The 16060-nt window shown below is 46.8% G+C and carries 14 protein-coding genes; 4 read left to right on the plus strand and 10 right to left on the minus strand.

Features of this window, described 5'->3' with window-relative positions; translation table 11 throughout:
* Window positions 1–20: 20 nt before the first annotated feature.
* The 3 genes from cls (AU387_RS05655) (at window position 21) to AU387_RS05665 (ending at window position 2548) form a co-directional block, all read left to right on the plus strand.
* Entirely contained in the window at window positions 21–1220 is a 1200-nt protein-coding gene (gene cls, locus AU387_RS05655) for a cardiolipin synthase (RefSeq protein ID WP_059335145.1), read from the plus strand.
* 12 nt (window positions 1221–1232) lie between these two features.
* Window positions 1233–2195 (plus strand): UV DNA damage repair endonuclease UvsE, encoded by a 963-nt coding sequence (uvsE, locus tag AU387_RS05660; RefSeq protein ID WP_044159776.1) that lies wholly within the window; start codon window positions 1233–1235, stop codon window positions 2193–2195.
* 80 nt (window positions 2196–2275) lie between these two features.
* Window positions 2276–2548 (plus strand): hypothetical protein, encoded by a 273-nt coding sequence (locus AU387_RS05665; protein WP_010332264.1) that lies wholly within the window; start codon window positions 2276–2278, stop codon window positions 2546–2548.
* Window positions 2549–2589: 41 nt separating this feature from the next.
* Here the strand turns inward: AU387_RS05665 and AU387_RS05670 are convergent, their stop codons facing one another.
* The 9 genes from AU387_RS05670 to AU387_RS05710 form a co-directional block, all read right to left on the minus strand.
* The gene (locus AU387_RS05670; RefSeq protein WP_059292341.1) at window positions 2590–3114 is read right to left on the minus strand and encodes a dihydrofolate reductase family protein; all 525 of its coding nucleotides are present in this window, start codon (window positions 3112–3114) and stop codon (window positions 2590–2592) included.
* A 9-nt stretch (window positions 3115–3123) separates the two neighbouring features.
* Window positions 3124–4851 (minus strand): ABC transporter ATP-binding protein, encoded by a 1728-nt coding sequence (locus AU387_RS05675; protein ID WP_059335146.1) that lies wholly within the window; start codon window positions 4849–4851, stop codon window positions 3124–3126.
* A gap of 88 nt (window positions 4852–4939) precedes the next feature.
* Entirely contained in the window at window positions 4940–6442 is a 1503-nt protein-coding gene (gene cls, locus AU387_RS05680) for a cardiolipin synthase (RefSeq protein ID WP_044159783.1), read from the minus strand.
* A 104-nt stretch (window positions 6443–6546) separates the two neighbouring features.
* Window positions 6547–7176, minus strand: coding sequence for a YitT family protein (locus AU387_RS05685; protein ID WP_059335147.1), 630 nt, complete (start codon window positions 7174–7176; stop codon window positions 6547–6549).
* A 165-nt stretch (window positions 7177–7341) separates the two neighbouring features.
* Window positions 7342–8034 (minus strand): respiratory nitrate reductase subunit gamma, encoded by a 693-nt coding sequence (gene narI / locus AU387_RS05690; RefSeq protein WP_059335148.1) that lies wholly within the window; start codon window positions 8032–8034, stop codon window positions 7342–7344.
* Entirely contained in the window at window positions 8031–8585 is a 555-nt protein-coding gene (narJ, locus tag AU387_RS05695; RefSeq protein ID WP_059292338.1) for a nitrate reductase molybdenum cofactor assembly chaperone, read from the minus strand. Before narJ ends, narI begins: the two co-directional genes overlap by 4 nt.
* 25 nt (window positions 8586–8610) lie before the next feature.
* Entirely contained in the window at window positions 8611–10074 is a 1464-nt protein-coding gene (gene narH / locus AU387_RS05700) for a nitrate reductase subunit beta (protein WP_059335149.1), read from the minus strand.
* Window positions 10064–13750, minus strand: coding sequence for a nitrate reductase subunit alpha (locus tag AU387_RS05705; RefSeq protein WP_059335150.1), 3687 nt, complete (start codon window positions 13748–13750; stop codon window positions 10064–10066). Before AU387_RS05705 ends, narH begins: the two co-directional genes overlap by 11 nt.
* 217 nt (window positions 13751–13967) lie before the next feature.
* The gene (locus AU387_RS05710) at window positions 13968–14444 is read right to left on the minus strand and encodes a cyclic nucleotide-binding domain-containing protein (RefSeq protein WP_059335151.1); all 477 of its coding nucleotides are present in this window, start codon (window positions 14442–14444) and stop codon (window positions 13968–13970) included.
* Window positions 14445–14587: 143 nt separating this feature from the next.
* On the opposite strand from AU387_RS05710, the gene AU387_RS05715 reads away from it, so the two are divergent.
* A complete protein-coding gene (locus AU387_RS05715; RefSeq protein ID WP_059335152.1) occupies window positions 14588–15307 on the plus strand; it encodes a YwiC-like family protein in 720 nt (239 codons plus the stop codon).
* Between the two features lie 32 nt (window positions 15308–15339).
* On the opposite strand, the gene fnr is transcribed toward AU387_RS05715, so the two are convergent.
* Window positions 15340–16056: a fumarate/nitrate reduction transcriptional regulator Fnr gene (fnr, locus tag AU387_RS05720; protein ID WP_044159797.1), complete on the minus strand. Its 717-nt coding sequence runs from the start codon at window positions 16054–16056 to the stop codon at window positions 15340–15342.
* Window positions 16057–16060 lie beyond the last annotated feature (4 nt).

Below are 16060 nucleotides of genomic sequence, written 5' to 3' on the forward strand. Positions count from 1 at the left end.
CTACGGAAAGGAGTGCCGGGATGAAGGTATTTTTCGTGATTCTCATCGTTGTCATCATACTATTGGCTTTAATCCTGCTGGATATCTTTATGGGCCGCGCCGCATACAGAAAGAAAGCGTACGAGCCTGTTTTTTCAAAAAAGAAAAGTGATATCGAATTGATTCACTGCGGCGCTGATCTTGTTGAACGGATGATGGAGGATATACGCGATGCCGTCTCTTCCGTTCACGTGATGTTTTTCATTATGAAAAACGATGAGGTCAGCCACAATATGTTCACACTGCTGAAAACAAAAGCCCAGGCCGGCGTATCGGTTTATTTGCTTCTGGATTGGTCGGGCAGCCAAAAAATTAAAAAACCGGCGCTGGAGACAATGAAAAACGCCGGCGTTCACGTTCATTTTTTGAACCGGCCCCGTTTCCCTTATTTCTTTTTTCATATACAAAAACGAAATCACCGGAAAATTGCTGTGATGGATGGAAAAGTCGGCTATGTCGGCGGGTTTAACATTGGTGAGGAATACCTTGGAAAAAAGGCGAAGTTCGGCAATTGGGAGGATTATCATCTGCGTATGACGGGAGAAGGTGTCCGCGATCTTCAAACGCTTTTTACAGCCGACCTGAAACGAAATACCGGATCAGCCGAACTGGGTCCTGATGTTTGGCCTGAGCTTCCCCAAGGGAATATCCCTCATAAGATTTATGCGACTGACGGCTATTCTCTTGAAAAAACGTATTTGGCAAATATCGCACAGGCGAAAGAGCGCATTACGATTTGCACGCCATATTATATTCCGACTAAACCGCTTCAGCAGGCTTTGGTCAAAGCAAGAAAAAACGGTGTAGACGTTACATTGATTGTGCCGATGAAATCAGATCACCCGCTGGTCAGAGAAGCTGCTTTTACATATTATTCGGACCTGCTGGATGCCGGCTGTCTCATCTACCGTTTTTACCAAGGATTTTATCATGTGAAAGCCTTGGTCATTGACGATCACTTCAGCATCATAGGCACAGCCAATTTTGATCAGCGCAGCCTGTTTTTAAATGAAGAGGTAAACGTTGAAATTGATGATGTTGCATTTACAAAAGAAGTCTATGCCACGATTGAAGAGGATATTAAAAAGTCGGAGCTGCTGACAAAAGAAAATTTCAAAAAACGCACGTTCAGGCAGCGACCGGCGGAATGGCTCGGTAAAGCATTATCTTATTTTCTATAAAGGAGAGTTCCTATGATTTTCAGATTCGGGTTCGTCTCAAATGCGATGAGCCTTTGGGATGCGTCTCCCGCCAAAACACTGACATTCGCCCGTTATTCAAAGCTGCCCGAGAATGAGAGAAAAGAAGCCCTTTTGGCTGTGACGAAAGCCAACTTGCGCAATACCATGAGAACCCTTCACTATATCATCGGCCACGATATTCCATTGTACCGTTTTTCCAGCTCAATTGTGCCGCTGGCCACTCATCCTGACGTGATGTGGGACTTTGTGACGCCGTTTCGCAAGGAGTTCCGTGAGATTGGAGAACTCGTGAAAAGATACAATCTGCGCACAAGCTTTCATCCTAACCAGTTTACCCTGTTTACGAGCCCTAAGGAATCCATTACAGCAAATGCAGTAACCGATATGGCTTATCACTACCGCATGCTTGAAGCGATGGGGATTGCAGACCGCTCAGTTATCAACATCCATATCGGCGGCGCTTACGGAAACAAAGAAAACGCTCTGAAACAATTTCATCACAACATGAAAATGCTGCCGAAAGAGATCAAACAGCGGATGACGCTGGAAAATGACGATAAAACGTACACCACGGAAGAGACGCTTCAGGTCTGTGAACAAGAGAATGTTCCGTTTGTCTTTGATTTTCATCATTTTTACGCAAACTCGGATGATCATGCAGACCTGAATGAAGCACTGCCCCGGATGATCAACACATGGCAGCGGATCGGATTGCAGCCGAAGGTCCATCTTTCCTCTCCAAAATCGGAGCAAGCGGTGCGCAGCCATGCGGAATATGTAGACGCCAACTTCTTGCTGCCGCTTTTGGAGCGCTTCAGACAATGGGGAACCAATATTGATTTTATGATCGAGGCGAAACAGAAGGACAAGGCGCTTCTCCGGCTGATGGATGAACTGAGCTCAATCCGCGGCGTGAAACGGATTGGCGGCGGCACTCTGCAATGGAAATCATAAGTGTGCAAAAACAGGTTTACAGTTTGTACACATTGGGAACATACGCTATATAAGACAAGAATCAATGGAGGAGAAAGAACATGAAAAACATCAAGTCTCTAAAAGTAGCCGCACAGGCATTTACTTTAAGAAATTTGATTCACCTATATAAAATGTGCCATTCCGGAAGCCACGAGGTTTATATTTACTCAAAGAAAACGATGTGCAAAATCAAAAGCTTAATCGAGCTGGAAACGTTCCGTATGGCTCATAACGAAAAAGAATATCTGATTGTGGTTGAAGGAACAAAAGCGTCTCAGCTGGTTGAAAAGTTTCAGAATATGATTGAGCCCGCTGAGAGAGAAGCGCTCTAACTTACATAAAAAAGGATAGACAGTGATGTCTATCCTTTTTCTTATGCTCGTTTATAATGCAGCTGCGCCGCCTGTCCAAATCGTTTTATATCGGTTAAACGCAGCTTTGTTTCGGTATTTTGTTCATGAAACAGCGGAATGCCGCTCCCTAATACAACCGGAATGACAGTGATGATGAATTCGTCGACTGCGTCCTCTCTCATAAAGGTATTCACCAGCTCTGCCCCGCCCGCGATCCAGATATTTACGCCTTTTTGCTGTTTTAAGCGGCCGGTGAACGCTTTGATGTCTTCATCGATAAACGTCACGTGTTTATCATGATAGCTGGCGGGCGTTCCCGTAAACACGTAGCATGTTTTATCCTGATACGGAAAATCGGGTGTAAGAATTTTGATGTGTTCGTATGTGCTCCGCCCTAATATGACAGTATCAACAGTCTGATAAAATTCACTGTACCCGTTATCACCCTCGCCTTCAAATTCATCCAGCCAGTCGACGCTCCCATCCTCTCTCGCGATCATCCCGTCTAACGAAACAGCTATGTACAGCACATTTTTTCTATCCATACTCTCCTCCTATTGCTGCACCATCTCTCCGAACTGTGCATGATGCAGTCTGCTGTAAATACCGCCGGCTTCGATCAGTTCCTGATGCCGCCCTTGTTCCTCGATACCGTTTTTTGTCACGACGACAATTCTGTCCGCGTGTTTGATCGTCGCCAGTCTGTGGGCGATCACCAGCGTCGTGCGCCCCTCCGACAATTCTTGAAGCGCCTTTTGGATCGCCGCTTCTGTTTCTGTATCAAGGGCGGAAGTTGCCTCGTCCAGAATCAGGATAGATGGATTTTTCAAGAACATCCTCGCAATGGAAAGGCGCTGCTTTTGCCCGCCGGAAAGTTTTACGCCGCGTTCTCCGATGACAGTGTCCAATCCATCCGGCATGTGATTGACGAGTTCTTCTAAGTGAGCCTGCTTCACAGCCTGCCAGATTTCCTCTTCCGATGCATCCAAACGGCCATATGCAATATTCTCTCTCAGTGTGCCCGAGAATAAGAAAACGTCCTGCTGCACAACGCCAATCTGCCCGCGCAAGGAAGACAGCGTCATGTCTTTAGTGCTGATGCCGTCAATGGCAATGTCGCCTTCTGACGCTTCATAAAAGCGCGGAAGCAGACTGCAAAGTGTTGATTTCCCCGCTCCGGACGGACCGACAAACGCTACCGTTTCCCCTGCCCGAATGGTCAGGTTAATGTCATGAAGAACATGTTGATTCTCATCATAGCCAAACGAAACATGCTGATAGCGGATATCACCTTTCAGCCCGGAAACGTCTCTCGCCTCAGGGGAATCCTGAATATCCGGCTCTGTCTCCATCAGTTCCATGTAGCTTTTAAAGCCGGCAATTCCCCGCGGATACATTTCAATAATGGCGTTAATTTTGTCAATCGGCCGAAACAGGACATTCGTTAATAGCACAAACGCCACAAATTCTCCGTATGACAGGGAGCCTCGGATGACAAACCACGTACCGCACAAGAGGACAAACAGCGTGACAAACCGTGTCAGCATATAGCTGATGGAGCCGTTTTTCGCCATGATTTTATATGATGACAGCTTAGTGATGCGGAATCGCTGATTGTTGACAGCGAAGCGCTCTTTTTCAAACGATTCATTGCCGAACGCCTGAACGAGCCGGATGCCGCCGATATTATTTTCTACCCGCGCACTGAAGTCTCCGATATCCTTGTTCAGCGTCGTAAACGCTTTGGTCATTTTTTTATTGAAGTAAAGCGCAAGCCAAATGACAATCGGCATGATCATAAACGTCAGCAATGCCAGCTGCCAGTTGATAAACAGCATAACCCCGAACGCCCCGAGAATCGTCATAATGGCGATGAACAAATCTTCTGGACCGTGATGGGCGACTTCGCCGATGTACATTAAGTCGTTCGTCAGCTTCGACATTAACGTTCCCGTTTTGTTGTTGTCGTAAAATTTGAAGGACAGCTTTTGCAGATGGTCAAATAGCGACTTTCTCATATCGGTTTCAATATTGATTCCGAGCATATGCCCCCAATACGTGACGACATATTGAAGAGCCGAGCTGAGCGCGTAAACCGCGAACAATCCGATTGAGGTCGCGATGATCAGGCCCCAGTCTCTCCCCAGAAGCAAGGTATCAATAAAATAATTGACGATCAAAGGAAAACTTAGCTCCATTAAGCCTCCTGCGATCGCCGAGAAAAAGTCGAGAAAGAACAATGTTTTATATGGTTTATAATACGCAAAAAATTGCCGCAGCACCCTATCTTCCTCCAATGCATTAATAACTGATAAGATTTCTCAATTATACTATACACCGGCTGTTTTGAAAGACAGTATTTCTTTTTTCTTACAGAACACTTGAAAAGAGACGGGCAACTGATTCCTTTGTCCGGTCGGCCATTCCTCTTTTATAAAAGCCGACAGGGCTAAGCTTCTCACTTTCCAGCATATCCTCTTCGAAATGGTCTTCCAGGGTGCGGATCGCTTCGGCATCCGTGAAGAAAACGTTCACTTCAAAATTGAGCTGAAAGCTGCGCATATCCATGTTTGCGGTTCCGACTGAGGCGAGATCGCCGTCAATGATTATTACTTTTTGATGCATGAAGCCTTTTTGATAGGAATACACCTCAATCCCTTCTAGAAGCAGCTCAGGGAAATACGATCTCGACGCGTATTGCGTTAAAAAGCTGTCATTCGTCTCCGGCACCATAATCCGCACCTGGACCCCTTTTGTCGCCGCGGCTTTCAAAGCCGTGCGGATGGATTCATTCGGGACAAAATAAGGCGTGGCGATCCATACAGATTTCTGCGCTGTAGAAATCATTTCATAGTAGAGGTCACTCATGCTTTCCTTCATGTCAGGCCCTGTCGCGACAATTTGATAAATGCCTCCGCCCTCCACGGGGACTGGCGTATTGTATTCTTTTTGATCAATTAACACTTCATTAGAGACATATTCCCAATCCAGCATAAAGATGGCGTGAAGCGTTTGCACAATTTCTCCTTCCAGCCGCAGATGAGTGTCTCTCCAAAAACCGATAATCGGGTCTCGGCTGATATATTCCTTCCCGACATTCAATCCGCCGACAAAGCCGATTTTCCCGTCTATGATCACGATTTTACGGTGATTTCGAAAATTCAATTTCTGATTGAAGAACCCGTATTTCAGCGGAGAAAAAGGAACGATGTCCACGCCCGCTTTTTTCATTTTCATAATATCTCTTCCTGCCAATTTGATGCTGCCCGCAGCGTCATATAAAAACCGTACCTCGACACCCTGACGCGCCTTTTCCATCATAATCTCCATCATGCCGCGGCCAAGCATGTCCGATTTGAACATGTAGTATTCGATATGCAGATAAGATTCCGCTTTCCGCATCGCTTTGAAAATATCAGGAAAGGTTTGTTCCCCGTTTTTCAAAACCTTCACCTTGCTTTTCGTGTTGATATTCATATGTGAAGCCCTGATGGAATAGGTAAAGAACCTTTCCTGATTGTCCTTCAATCCGGTCACTTCAGGCGTTTCCTCCATGTCAAACTGCTTTCGAAGCTTCTCCCTGTTGTACATTCGTTTTGTTTTAAACAGCTTTCCTTTTACATACAGCTGTCCGGAAAACAGATAAAACATGTAGCCCGCGATCGGAAAAAAGACTAGAATATGTATCCATAACAGCGTGTGCTGTGACGTTCGATTTTCAAGGATTAACGAATAAATGCTGAACAAAATAATGCCGGCATAGCAAAGCAATCCTCCGTAAAACTCAAGCCTGGAAACCGGAAAAACCCATATGACGTATGCCCCGATGAGCATGATATATAAAAAGAAAAACTCCAGTCTCCTTTTCAGCATTTGTCCCCTCTCCAATCCGATCCGATTACCTTCGTATTTCCTCTTATTTCTAACCGTTAAACCTTTCTATGAAAAAAGCCTCTCCGCGCACGGGGCGGAAAGGCTTACGAGGAGGCTTCCTGTGATTGGCCGGAAGTAAAGTTCTTGAGCAAATCTAGCTTCAGCGAGTAGCTGCTTTTGATTTTATGTTTAAAGAAGCCGACAGCCAATCCCGTGATGGCAATGGACAGGATGGAGCAGAGGCCTTTTTGCAAACCGACGGAAAAAATGCCGGCCAGCACAACGGCGAAATCGAAGGTGAAATTAACCGTCCCCGGATTCCACCCGTATCGCTTTTGCATAAATAATGCGAGAATATTGGCGCCGCCAAGGGATGCCTGGTGATAAAACATGAGCGACAGGCCGAACCCGATCAATGCTCCGCCGCAAATCGCGCCGGCAAACGGGGAAAAAGAGACGGGCGGAAGCCAGTGATCAGCGCTTGTAAAAAGAGTCAGTGCTGTTACTGCAAATAACGTGGATAAAGTGAAGCTGGCACCCATTCTGATAAAAGAGAAGACATAAAACGGGATATTAATCAGAAAGAAGATCATAGCAAACGAGGAATGAAACACGTATGTCAGGCTTAGAGAAAGGCCGGCTGTGCCGCCGGTTAACACATGAGAATGTCTGAGCGTCAGAACCCCGGCGCTAGTGATGAGGCAGGCAGTTAAAATGAGGAACATCCGTTTCATTCTTCACTCTCCTTTTTCGAACATATTGTTATTTCCAAATACAAAAATATCAGTATTCCTTGCCGCCAAGCAATTGTCTTGTAAGAAAATATCTTAGGTTTTTATTTTTTCCTATAATGTGAAGAGAAGATGAGAAATCCCCCTTTTTGGCAAAGGGGGATGTTTTTACGGATGCTGTATGTGCTGTTTCGAACGCTTGCGATATACGACATAGCTGCGGGTCAGGTATTTGAACGGCAAGCTGAACACGTGAACCAATCTCGTAAATGGCCACATGATAAAAATGACGTATCCCATGAGAATATGAAGCTTAAACCATAGCGGAACACTCTCCATTAAAGAAGCGTCCGGCCTCAGCAAAAAGATCTGCCTGAACCACGGCCCGACTGTTGTCCGGTAATCGAATCCTTTCGAATCAACGTTGAGAAATGTGGCTGCAACGCCCGAGACCATCACAAACAGCAGCAAAAACAGCGTGAGAAAATCGGAGGGCGAGCTGGTTTTGCGGATCCTTTTGTCAAACAGCCTTCTGTATGTCAGGATGAAAAGTCCAATTACTGCAGCAATTCCCGCCGGCAAGCCGACGCCAATCGCCATTTTGTGATACACGTGTTCTGTGATGCCGATTGCACGATACACACCTTCGGGGATGAGAATGCCCATAACGTGTCCGCCGATAACAAACAGCATCCCCCAATGAAAGAGCGTGCTGCCCGCCGCAAGCTTTTTCTTTTCTAACAGTTCGCTTGATTTGGCGGTCCAGCCAAATTGGTCATGCTGATAGCGGTAAATATGCCCGCCGATAAATATCGTCAATACCATATACGGCATGATGACCCACAGGATCTGCCCGCTCATGTCCGAACAGCTCCTTCGCTGCTTTCACACAAGCCGATTTCCTCAAGTGCGGTAAGCAGTGCATCCAGCAGTACGGCATATAAACTTTGGTTTTGATCTAAACGGGATGTCAGCTCCCGCAAATTAGACAGATACTTCTCAAATATGCTCTTGGCTTCCTTCATCTCCGCAATGGCGGCGAATTCCAGCATAAGCGGCAGGTAATCGGGAAGCTCTTTGTCTGTCGGGAGGAAGCCGGATTGCTCATAAGTGTTCTTTAACTGCAGCAATTCAATGCCGCGTTCCCTTTGCTCGCCTGAGTTAAAGTAGGTGACATACATATTCGTTTTTTTCCCGAAGTCAAACGTGTATACATAATGTTCAATCAGGGCCTGCGGGGAAAAACATGCTGATGACTTTACAAAATGAAGCAGTTTCTCCCGGATATGCTGATTTTCGATTTCATTGATCAGATCTTTCCATTCGGGATGTTCCGCTCTCCACTCTTCATCCGGATACGAAAGAAGATAGGAAAGAGCCGAGAATGTGATTTGCCGGTCTGTGGTGTTCATCGTGTTACACCTCATTTTTCTTTGGTTATATACAAGAGCCGGGACCGCCTGAAAATGATAAGCCGCAGCTCCCTTGTTCAGCGTATAAATCAGAAATGTCTTCACGGTGGCTGCTCGGAATCACAAATCGGTCATCGTATTTGGCGATCGCAAGCAGCCGATACATGTCTTCAATTTGCTGTTCTGTTAAGCCGACACTGGAGATCAGTGCCGGATCGATTGATTTATTCGTCTGGATCGCTCTCATATACTGGCGCATGACAGACAATTTCTTTAATGTCGACCGAATATGATCTGTATCACCGGCCGTTAATAGCTGCGCCAAATAGTCAATCGGAATCCTCATTTGGTCGATAGCCGGAAAAATGTCTTCCGCTGTTTGCCGGCTTCCCTCTCCTTCAAAGAGATTCATGATTGGACTCAAAGGAGGAATGTACCAAACCATCGGCAATGTCCGATACTCCGGATGAAGCGGCAGGGCGATTTTCCAGTCGATGATCATCTTATAAATGGGCGATTGCTGTGCAGCCTCTATCCATTCTGTCGGGATGCCCTGTTCTTTTGCTTGTTTAGCAACCTCGGGATCATTCGGATCAAGAAACACTTCTAATTGAGAATGATAGAGATCCTTTTCATTTTCTGCAGATGCCGCTTCCTCCACCTTATCCGCGTCATACAGCATGACGCCCAAATAACGGATTCTCCCCACACATGTCTCTGAACAGATGGTCGGCAGTCCCGCCTCCAAACGCGGAAAGCAGAGTGTGCATTTTTCCGCTTTGTTCGTTTGCCAGTTAAAATAGACTTTTTTATACGGACAGGATGAAACACAGTATCTCCATGAACGGCAGGCATTTTGATCCACGAGCACAATGCCGTCTTCCTCGCGTTTATACATGGCGCCGGACGGGCAGGACGAGACACATGCCGGGTTGATGCAGTGCTCGCAGATGCGCGGAAGATACATCATAAAGACTTCATCGAATTCTGTTTTGATCGATTCCTCCATCTTTTGCACGTTTGGATCTTCAAGTCCCGTAATGTGGCCGCCTGCGAGATCGTCCTCCCAGTTCGGCCCCCATTCAATATTCATGAAATCTCCTGTCAGCGACGATTTTGGCCGCGCTACGGGCTGATGTTTTTTCTGCGGACTGTTAGTCAGCGTTTCATAATCATAGTTCCAAGGCTCGTAGTAGTCATCAATGGTTGGCTGATTCGGATTATAGAAAAGATTTGCAAGACGGTTGGTTTTCGGGCCTGATTTCAGCTCGAGCTTTCCTTTTTTTAAGGTCCAGCCGCCTTTATATTTGTCCTGATCCTCCCATTGCTTCGGATAGCCGATACCTGGCTTTGTTTCTACATTATTGAAATACATATATTCGGCACCGGAACGGTTTGTCCATGTGTTTTTGCAGGTGACGCTGCACGTGTGGCAGCCGATGCATTTATCTAAGTTCATGACCATTCCGATTTGCGCTTTAATCTTCAAGCCAATCGACCTCCTTCAGCTTGCGGATGACCACATTCAGATCGCGCTGATTCCCCGTAGGGCCATAGTAGTTAAAGCCGTAGCTGAGCTGGGCATAGCCGCCGATCATCTGTGTCGGCTTGACGTGAATCCTTGTCGGACTGTTATGGGTGCCTCCGCGGTTATTGGTCAGTTTTGTGCCGGGCACGTTGATGTGGCGGTCTTGGGCATGATGCATAAACGCCATTCCTTTAGGAATACGGTGAGAAAGAACGGCTCTCGCTACGACAACGCCGTTTCGGTTGAAGCATTCAATCCAATCGTTGTCTCGGATATCTGTGTCCTCTGCATCATCTTTATTCATCCACACTGTCGGCCCGCCGCGAAATAGCGTAAGCATCGGCAGAGAATCAAAATACATGCTGTGCACGGACCATTTGTTATGCGGCGTTAAATAATTGAGAACGATTTCTTTGCCCTCTTGATCAGGCCGTTTGCTTAAGAAAGGGCGATGCTGGAGGATCGGTTTAAAGGTCGCCATCGTTTCCCCGAACTCCATCATTAGCTCATGATCGACATAATAGGATTGTCTGCCTGTCAGCGTACGCCAAGGGATTAATTTTTCCACATTTGTCGTAAACGGCGAATACCTGCGCCCGCCTTTTTCCGAGCCTGTAAATGCCGGAGATGTGATCACCGTTTTGGGCTGAGCCGTGATTTGTTCGAACGTAAAGCATTCTTCCTCCCGCTCTTCAGCCAGATCTTTCAGCTTCAGATTTGTGATGTCTTCAAGCGATTCCCATGCTTTTACGGCAACTTTTCCATTCGACGTGGACGAAAGGGTTAAAACGGCTTCTGCCGCCTGCTTGGCCTCGCTTATATTCGGACATCCCTTTGCGACACTGTCTGAGGTGACTTCTCCCAGCCTTTTTTTGAGTGATTCGTATTCATCGGCAATCGACCAGCTCATGCCTTTTGTTCCGCTTGGTTTTAAGGCGGCGTTTGGGCCGAGCGCAGTCATTTTATGAAAGATTTGCTTGTAGTCCCTTTCAACAACTTGAATGTTCGGCATCGTTTTCCCCGGGACGGCTTCGCATTCGCCTTTGCTCCAGTCCTTTATTTTTCCGAGAGGCTGGGCCATTTCCTGCATAGTGTCATGAAGGAGCGGTGCGGCGACAGCTTCTTTTACCGGCTTCATATCAACTCCGTCCGCGAGATCGGAGACGGCTTTTGATAAAGCCTTGAAAATATCCCAGTCTGACTTCGATTCCCAAGGAGCCGAAATAGCCGGGACAAAGGGGTGGATAAACGGATGCATATCAGTGCTGCTGAGATCGTGTTTTTCATACCATGTCGCCGCCGGAAGCACGATATCGGAATACAAGGCGGTACCGGCCATTCGGAAATCGAGATTGATTAACAAATCGAGCTTTCCTTCCGGTGCCTGCTCGCGCCATTTGATTTCTTCAGGACGGATGCTGTCGCTGTCGTCATTCATCAAGCCGTTCGTCGTTCCCAAGAGATGCTTGAGAAAATATTCATGCCCTTTTCCCGAACTGGAGATCAGATTCGCTCTCCACACGAACAGGTTTCTCGGAAAATTCGCTTCATTGTCAGGATCTTCAATGGCAAATTTCAGTTTTTTCTCTTGAAGCTGGCGGGCCACATAGTCAGCAACATCTTTTGTTGTCTTCGCCCCCGCTTTTTCAGCTTCTTTGTACAGGTCAATTCCGTTTTTATCAAATGTCGGATAAGACGGAAGCCACCCGAGTCTTGCCGCCAGCACATTGTAGTCGGCGTGATGCTTGTAGCGGGAGGATGCCGCGATCGGAGATGCTAAGTCACTGACCGGCTGATCCTCGTAGCGCCACTGGTCAGTCGCAAAATAGAAAAAGGAAGTGCCGTTTTGCAGCTTTGGCGCCCCCTCCCAATCCTTAGCGTTGGCGATCGTCTGCCAGCCTTCAGCAGGGCGGAGTTTTTCCTGTCCCACATAATGAGCCCAGCCTCCGCCGTTTACGCCTTGGGCGCCTACCAGTAATACGAGATTTAATACTGCCCGGTAGATCGTGTCAGAGTTGAACCAGTGGTTGATCCCCGCCCCTACGATAATCATGGATCGGCCCTCTGTATCGATTGCATTTTGGGCAAACTCTCTGGCTATCTTAATGACGGCTTCTTTTTTGATCCCTGTCACCTGCTCCTGCCAGGCTGGCGTAAACGGTTCAGGATCGTCATACGAGCAGGCTGATTTCTCCCCGATCCCCCGATTCACGCCGTAGTTAGCCAAAATCAAGTCAAATACGGTTGTGACATAGACATCTTCATTGTCCAGGGCCAGTTTTTTTATAGGCAGATCTCGCTCTAGCACTCTGTTTCCCTCATTTGAGAAATAAGGGATTCGAACTGTGCCGATTTCGTCCTCTATGCCGAGCACCGAAAGCCGGGGTTCAATCGATTCGCCTGTTTCTTCATCTATCATGTGCAGGTTCCATTTCTTTTGGCCGTCCCAGCGGGAGCCCATTGTTCCTTGCGGGATCGCGAATGCGCTTGTACGTTCATTCCACACCGCAGGCTTCCACTGATCATGCTCCGTCTGCCGCCCGATGTCCTTTGCGTGAAGAAAACGCCCGGCCGTATACACGCCATCCTCTTTAGTTAGAGTGACAAAGAACGGGAAATCCGTGTATTGCTTTGCGTACTCTATGAAACGCTCTGTCTTCTGATTAACGTAAAACTCCTGCAGGATCACATGCCCCATCGCCATCGCAAGCGCGCCGTCTGTTCCTTGGCGGATGCTCAGCCAGTCATCTGCAAATTTAGAGGATTCCGCGAAATCGGGGCTGATTGAGATGACCTTAGCGCCTTTATAGCGGGCTTCTGCCAAAAAATGCGCATCCGGCGTCCTCGTTAACGGCACATTGGAGCCCCATGTGATGATATAGCCTGAGTTGTACCAATCACTGCTTTCCGGGACGTCTGTCTGGTCGCCCCAGATTTGCGGCGATGCCGGGGGAAGATCCGCATACCAATCATAGAAACTGAGCATAGGGCCGCCAATCAAAGACATAAACCGCGAGCCTGACGCATGGCTTATCATGGACATAGCCGGAATCGGAGAAAACCCGATATTCCGGTCAGGGCCGTATGTTATAACCGTATACAGCAGAGAAGCAGAAATCAGCTTCAGCACCTCCGGCCATTCAGCGCGCACAAAGCCGCCCTTTCCCCGCGCCTGTTTATAGGACTTCGCTTTATCCGGATTTTCAACGATCGATTTCCATGCTTCCAAAGGGTTTTGATGAGCCTGCAATGCTTCCCGCCACAAATTGATCAGGACACCGCGCACGTATGGATATTTGACACGCAGCGGGCTGTAGATATACCAGGAAAAACTTGCCCCGCGGGGACAGCCCCTTGGCTCGAAGTCAGGCATATCAGGGCCGGTTGAAGGATAATTCAAATTTTGCCCTTCCCACGTGACGATGCCGTTTTTCACATAAATATTCCAGCTGCAAGATCCCGTGCAGTTGACTCCGTGGGTGGAGCGGACAACTTTATCGTACTGCCATCTGTTTCTATATACATTCTCCCAATCGCGATCTTCGCGGGTGGTTTGGCTATGTTTATTTGAATGGTGTTCGATAGGAGAGAAATAGTTCAATCTCCTAAACAACGGACTCAATTTCTTTTTCTTCATGAGAGTTCACTCCTTCCGAGTCAGGTGATGCTAAGTTCACTATAAACAGAGAAAGCGTATTTCCTTGTGAACTATGTCACACACTCCCCTTTTTTCACAGAAAGTTCACATGAGGAAGAAGGAAGGGACTTTCACAGGATGTGATGAAGGCGGCGTTCAGGCAGGACGCCTGAGTCATTAGCCGTCTTTCATTCAAAGATCAAAAACCCGGTTCCTTTTAGGAATCGGGCTCAGCGTTTTCATCCTGAGATCTATGCATGTATCGCAAAAACAGCTCATAAGAGAAAAAGACATTTTGCTGGAGCATCACCAGAAAATTCATTTGCAGCTGCGGATAATAGGACATGATTTTCTTTAATAAGTAAAAAGGGATATTGAGCATAAGAATGTCTTCGGATGTTCGGACTGAAATGAATGGAGATAAGAACATCCCGCCTTTTTGATCAATGGGAAACACATCGCCTTTTTCCCACAGCGCCACGGTTTGCGACCCTTCAGGCAGCCTGCTGTCAATAAAACGAATACTGCCTTTTAATACAATATAAATGGATTGAGAATGGAGAAAAGATAGATCCTGATCACATGAACCGCGGATAAACGTCCCGTTATTCAGCAATGTTTCGACAATGGATAGAGGCACTTCATTAAACATAGGAAGTTGTTTCAAAAAAAATAAATAGTCACACTGATTCATAGGGAAGCCTCCTGTGCTAAGGATAGCTTTAGTGTAGCCCGGCCGATCCATGACAGCAGTGATGTATTTCACAGATGATATGATGAATGTCACTTATTGGCGGTATTTTTGCTTTTATAATGAAACAAGAAAGGAGTGTTTCGATGAAGGCGCTTATTCCGAAGCAGCACGGCGCTTGGGCCATGCTGCTGATTCCGTTTTGCCTCGGTATGGTGAAGGGAGGAGCGGTTCTTTGGCATATCCCCCTGTTTTTAGGCTGGCTTTTTCTTTATTTAGCTGTTTACCCTGTTACGCTGGCATTAAAAAAGAAACAAATCAACCCCTATCAAAAGTGGATATTTTCTTACAGTTTTCCAGCCTGCAGCTTTTTGCTTGCCGCTGTCATCCATAAGCCGTCTTTTATCTGGCTTGCCTTTTCTTTGCTGCCGCTGTTTCTCATTCATGTGTATTATGCCCGGCAAAAAAATGAACGAGCGCTGCTGAATGATTTTGCGGGCGTCTTATTCTTTTGTACAGGCGGACTCGCCAGCTGCTGGCTGGGGACGGAGACTCTTGACGGCTGGGCATGGTTTATTTTCGCACAATCTGCTTTGTTTTTTACCGGAAGTTCATTTTATGTGAAGTCGGTGATCCGGGAGAAGAATAATAGAGTATTTGCTTACTGGTCGTGGGGCTATCACCTGATCCTCCCCTTACTTTCCGCAGCTTTTGGAGCGGGCTGGGCCGTTCTCGCCTTTATCCCCAGCAGTTTGCGTGCATGGTTTTTTCATGGAAAGAAGTGGCCTGTTCAAACGATCGGCATTCTTGAAATCGTCAATGCGTGCTTCTTTTTCGCCATCATGTGTATTTGGCTAACAAGATAAAAACAAGGACACATTGCTGTCCTTGTTTCCTCTTAATCAATATTGCAAATCTCTAACGGGCAATTTTCGCACTCAATCTCACACCGTAAATAGTCCCGCTGATGCAGTACAATCTTTCCGGAATCCTCTATTGAAATAACCCCTTGTTTGCGGAGATCACCCAGCATGCGGTTGACGCTCTCTCTTGCAGCCGCGCAAAATTTCGCCAGATCCTGGTTTGTCAGGGCAATGTTAATGAGAATGCCGTCACTCCGGTTCACCCCATAGCTGTTTGACAAGCGGATGAGGGTGGAGTAGAGCGCCCCTTTTTTGCCATGAAGAAGAAGGTCTCTGATTTTGGATTGAATTTTGCGCAAATGGGTGCTCATCCATTTCATAAATTCAAATGTCAAAGCACCGTTGTGGATAAGTTCCTTTTCAAGTCTGCTTTTATTGATGACGAGCACTTCGCCATCCTCCAGCACTTTTGCACTGAGCATATATCTCGGTTCTTCTGTGAAAAGTGTTAATTCACCGACAATATCATTTTTTTGGCAGATTCTTAGCGTCAGGTCTTTGCCGTCAGACGTCAGCTTCCCGATTTCAATGAGTCCTGACTGAATCAGATAAAGCTCTTCTGCATCCATTCCTTCTCGAAACAGGTATGTGTGTTTTTCGATTTTTCTTTTTGTACTGATGGATTCCAGCAATTGATGAAGATCACTGGAAATAAGATCCTTATCAGATGTTCGAACAGAGAGAAAATTCATGAGC

The sequence above is a fragment of the Bacillus halotolerans genome (assembly GCF_001517105.1).
Taxonomy (GTDB): Bacteria; Bacillota; Bacilli; order Bacillales; family Bacillaceae; genus Bacillus; species Bacillus halotolerans.

Excerpts from the sequence above, each read along its gene's own strand:
- AU387_RS05685 (WP_059335147.1), bottom strand. The coding sequence starts at position 7,176 with ATGAAACGGATGTTCCTCATTTTAACTGCCTGCCTCATCACTAGCGCC.
- fnr (WP_044159797.1), bottom strand. The coding sequence starts at position 16,056 with ATGAATTTTCTCTCTGTTCGAACATCTGATAAGGATCTTATTTCCAGT.
- AU387_RS05710 (WP_059335151.1), bottom strand. The coding sequence starts at position 14,444 with ATGAATCAGTGTGACTATTTATTTTTTTTGAAACAACTTCCTATGTTT.
- narI (WP_059335148.1), bottom strand. The coding sequence starts at position 8,034 with ATGAGCGGGCAGATCCTGTGGGTCATCATGCCGTATATGGTATTGACG.
- AU387_RS05705 (WP_059335150.1), bottom strand. The coding sequence starts at position 13,750 with ATGAAGAAAAAGAAATTGAGTCCGTTGTTTAGGAGATTGAACTATTTC.
- AU387_RS05715 (WP_059335152.1), top strand. The coding sequence starts at position 14,588 with ATGAAGGCGCTTATTCCGAAGCAGCACGGCGCTTGGGCCATGCTGCTG.
- cls (WP_044159783.1), bottom strand. The coding sequence starts at position 6,442 with ATGCTGAAAAGGAGACTGGAGTTTTTCTTTTTATATATCATGCTCATC.
- cls (WP_059335145.1), top strand. The coding sequence starts at position 21 with ATGAAGGTATTTTTCGTGATTCTCATCGTTGTCATCATACTATTGGCT.
- AU387_RS05665 (WP_010332264.1), top strand. The coding sequence starts at position 2,276 with ATGAAAAACATCAAGTCTCTAAAAGTAGCCGCACAGGCATTTACTTTA.
- AU387_RS05670 (WP_059292341.1), bottom strand. The coding sequence starts at position 3,114 with ATGGATAGAAAAAATGTGCTGTACATAGCTGTTTCGTTAGACGGGATG.
- uvsE (WP_044159776.1), top strand. The coding sequence starts at position 1,233 with ATGATTTTCAGATTCGGGTTCGTCTCAAATGCGATGAGCCTTTGGGAT.
- narJ (WP_059292338.1), bottom strand. The coding sequence starts at position 8,585 with ATGAACACCACAGACCGGCAAATCACATTCTCGGCTCTTTCCTATCTT.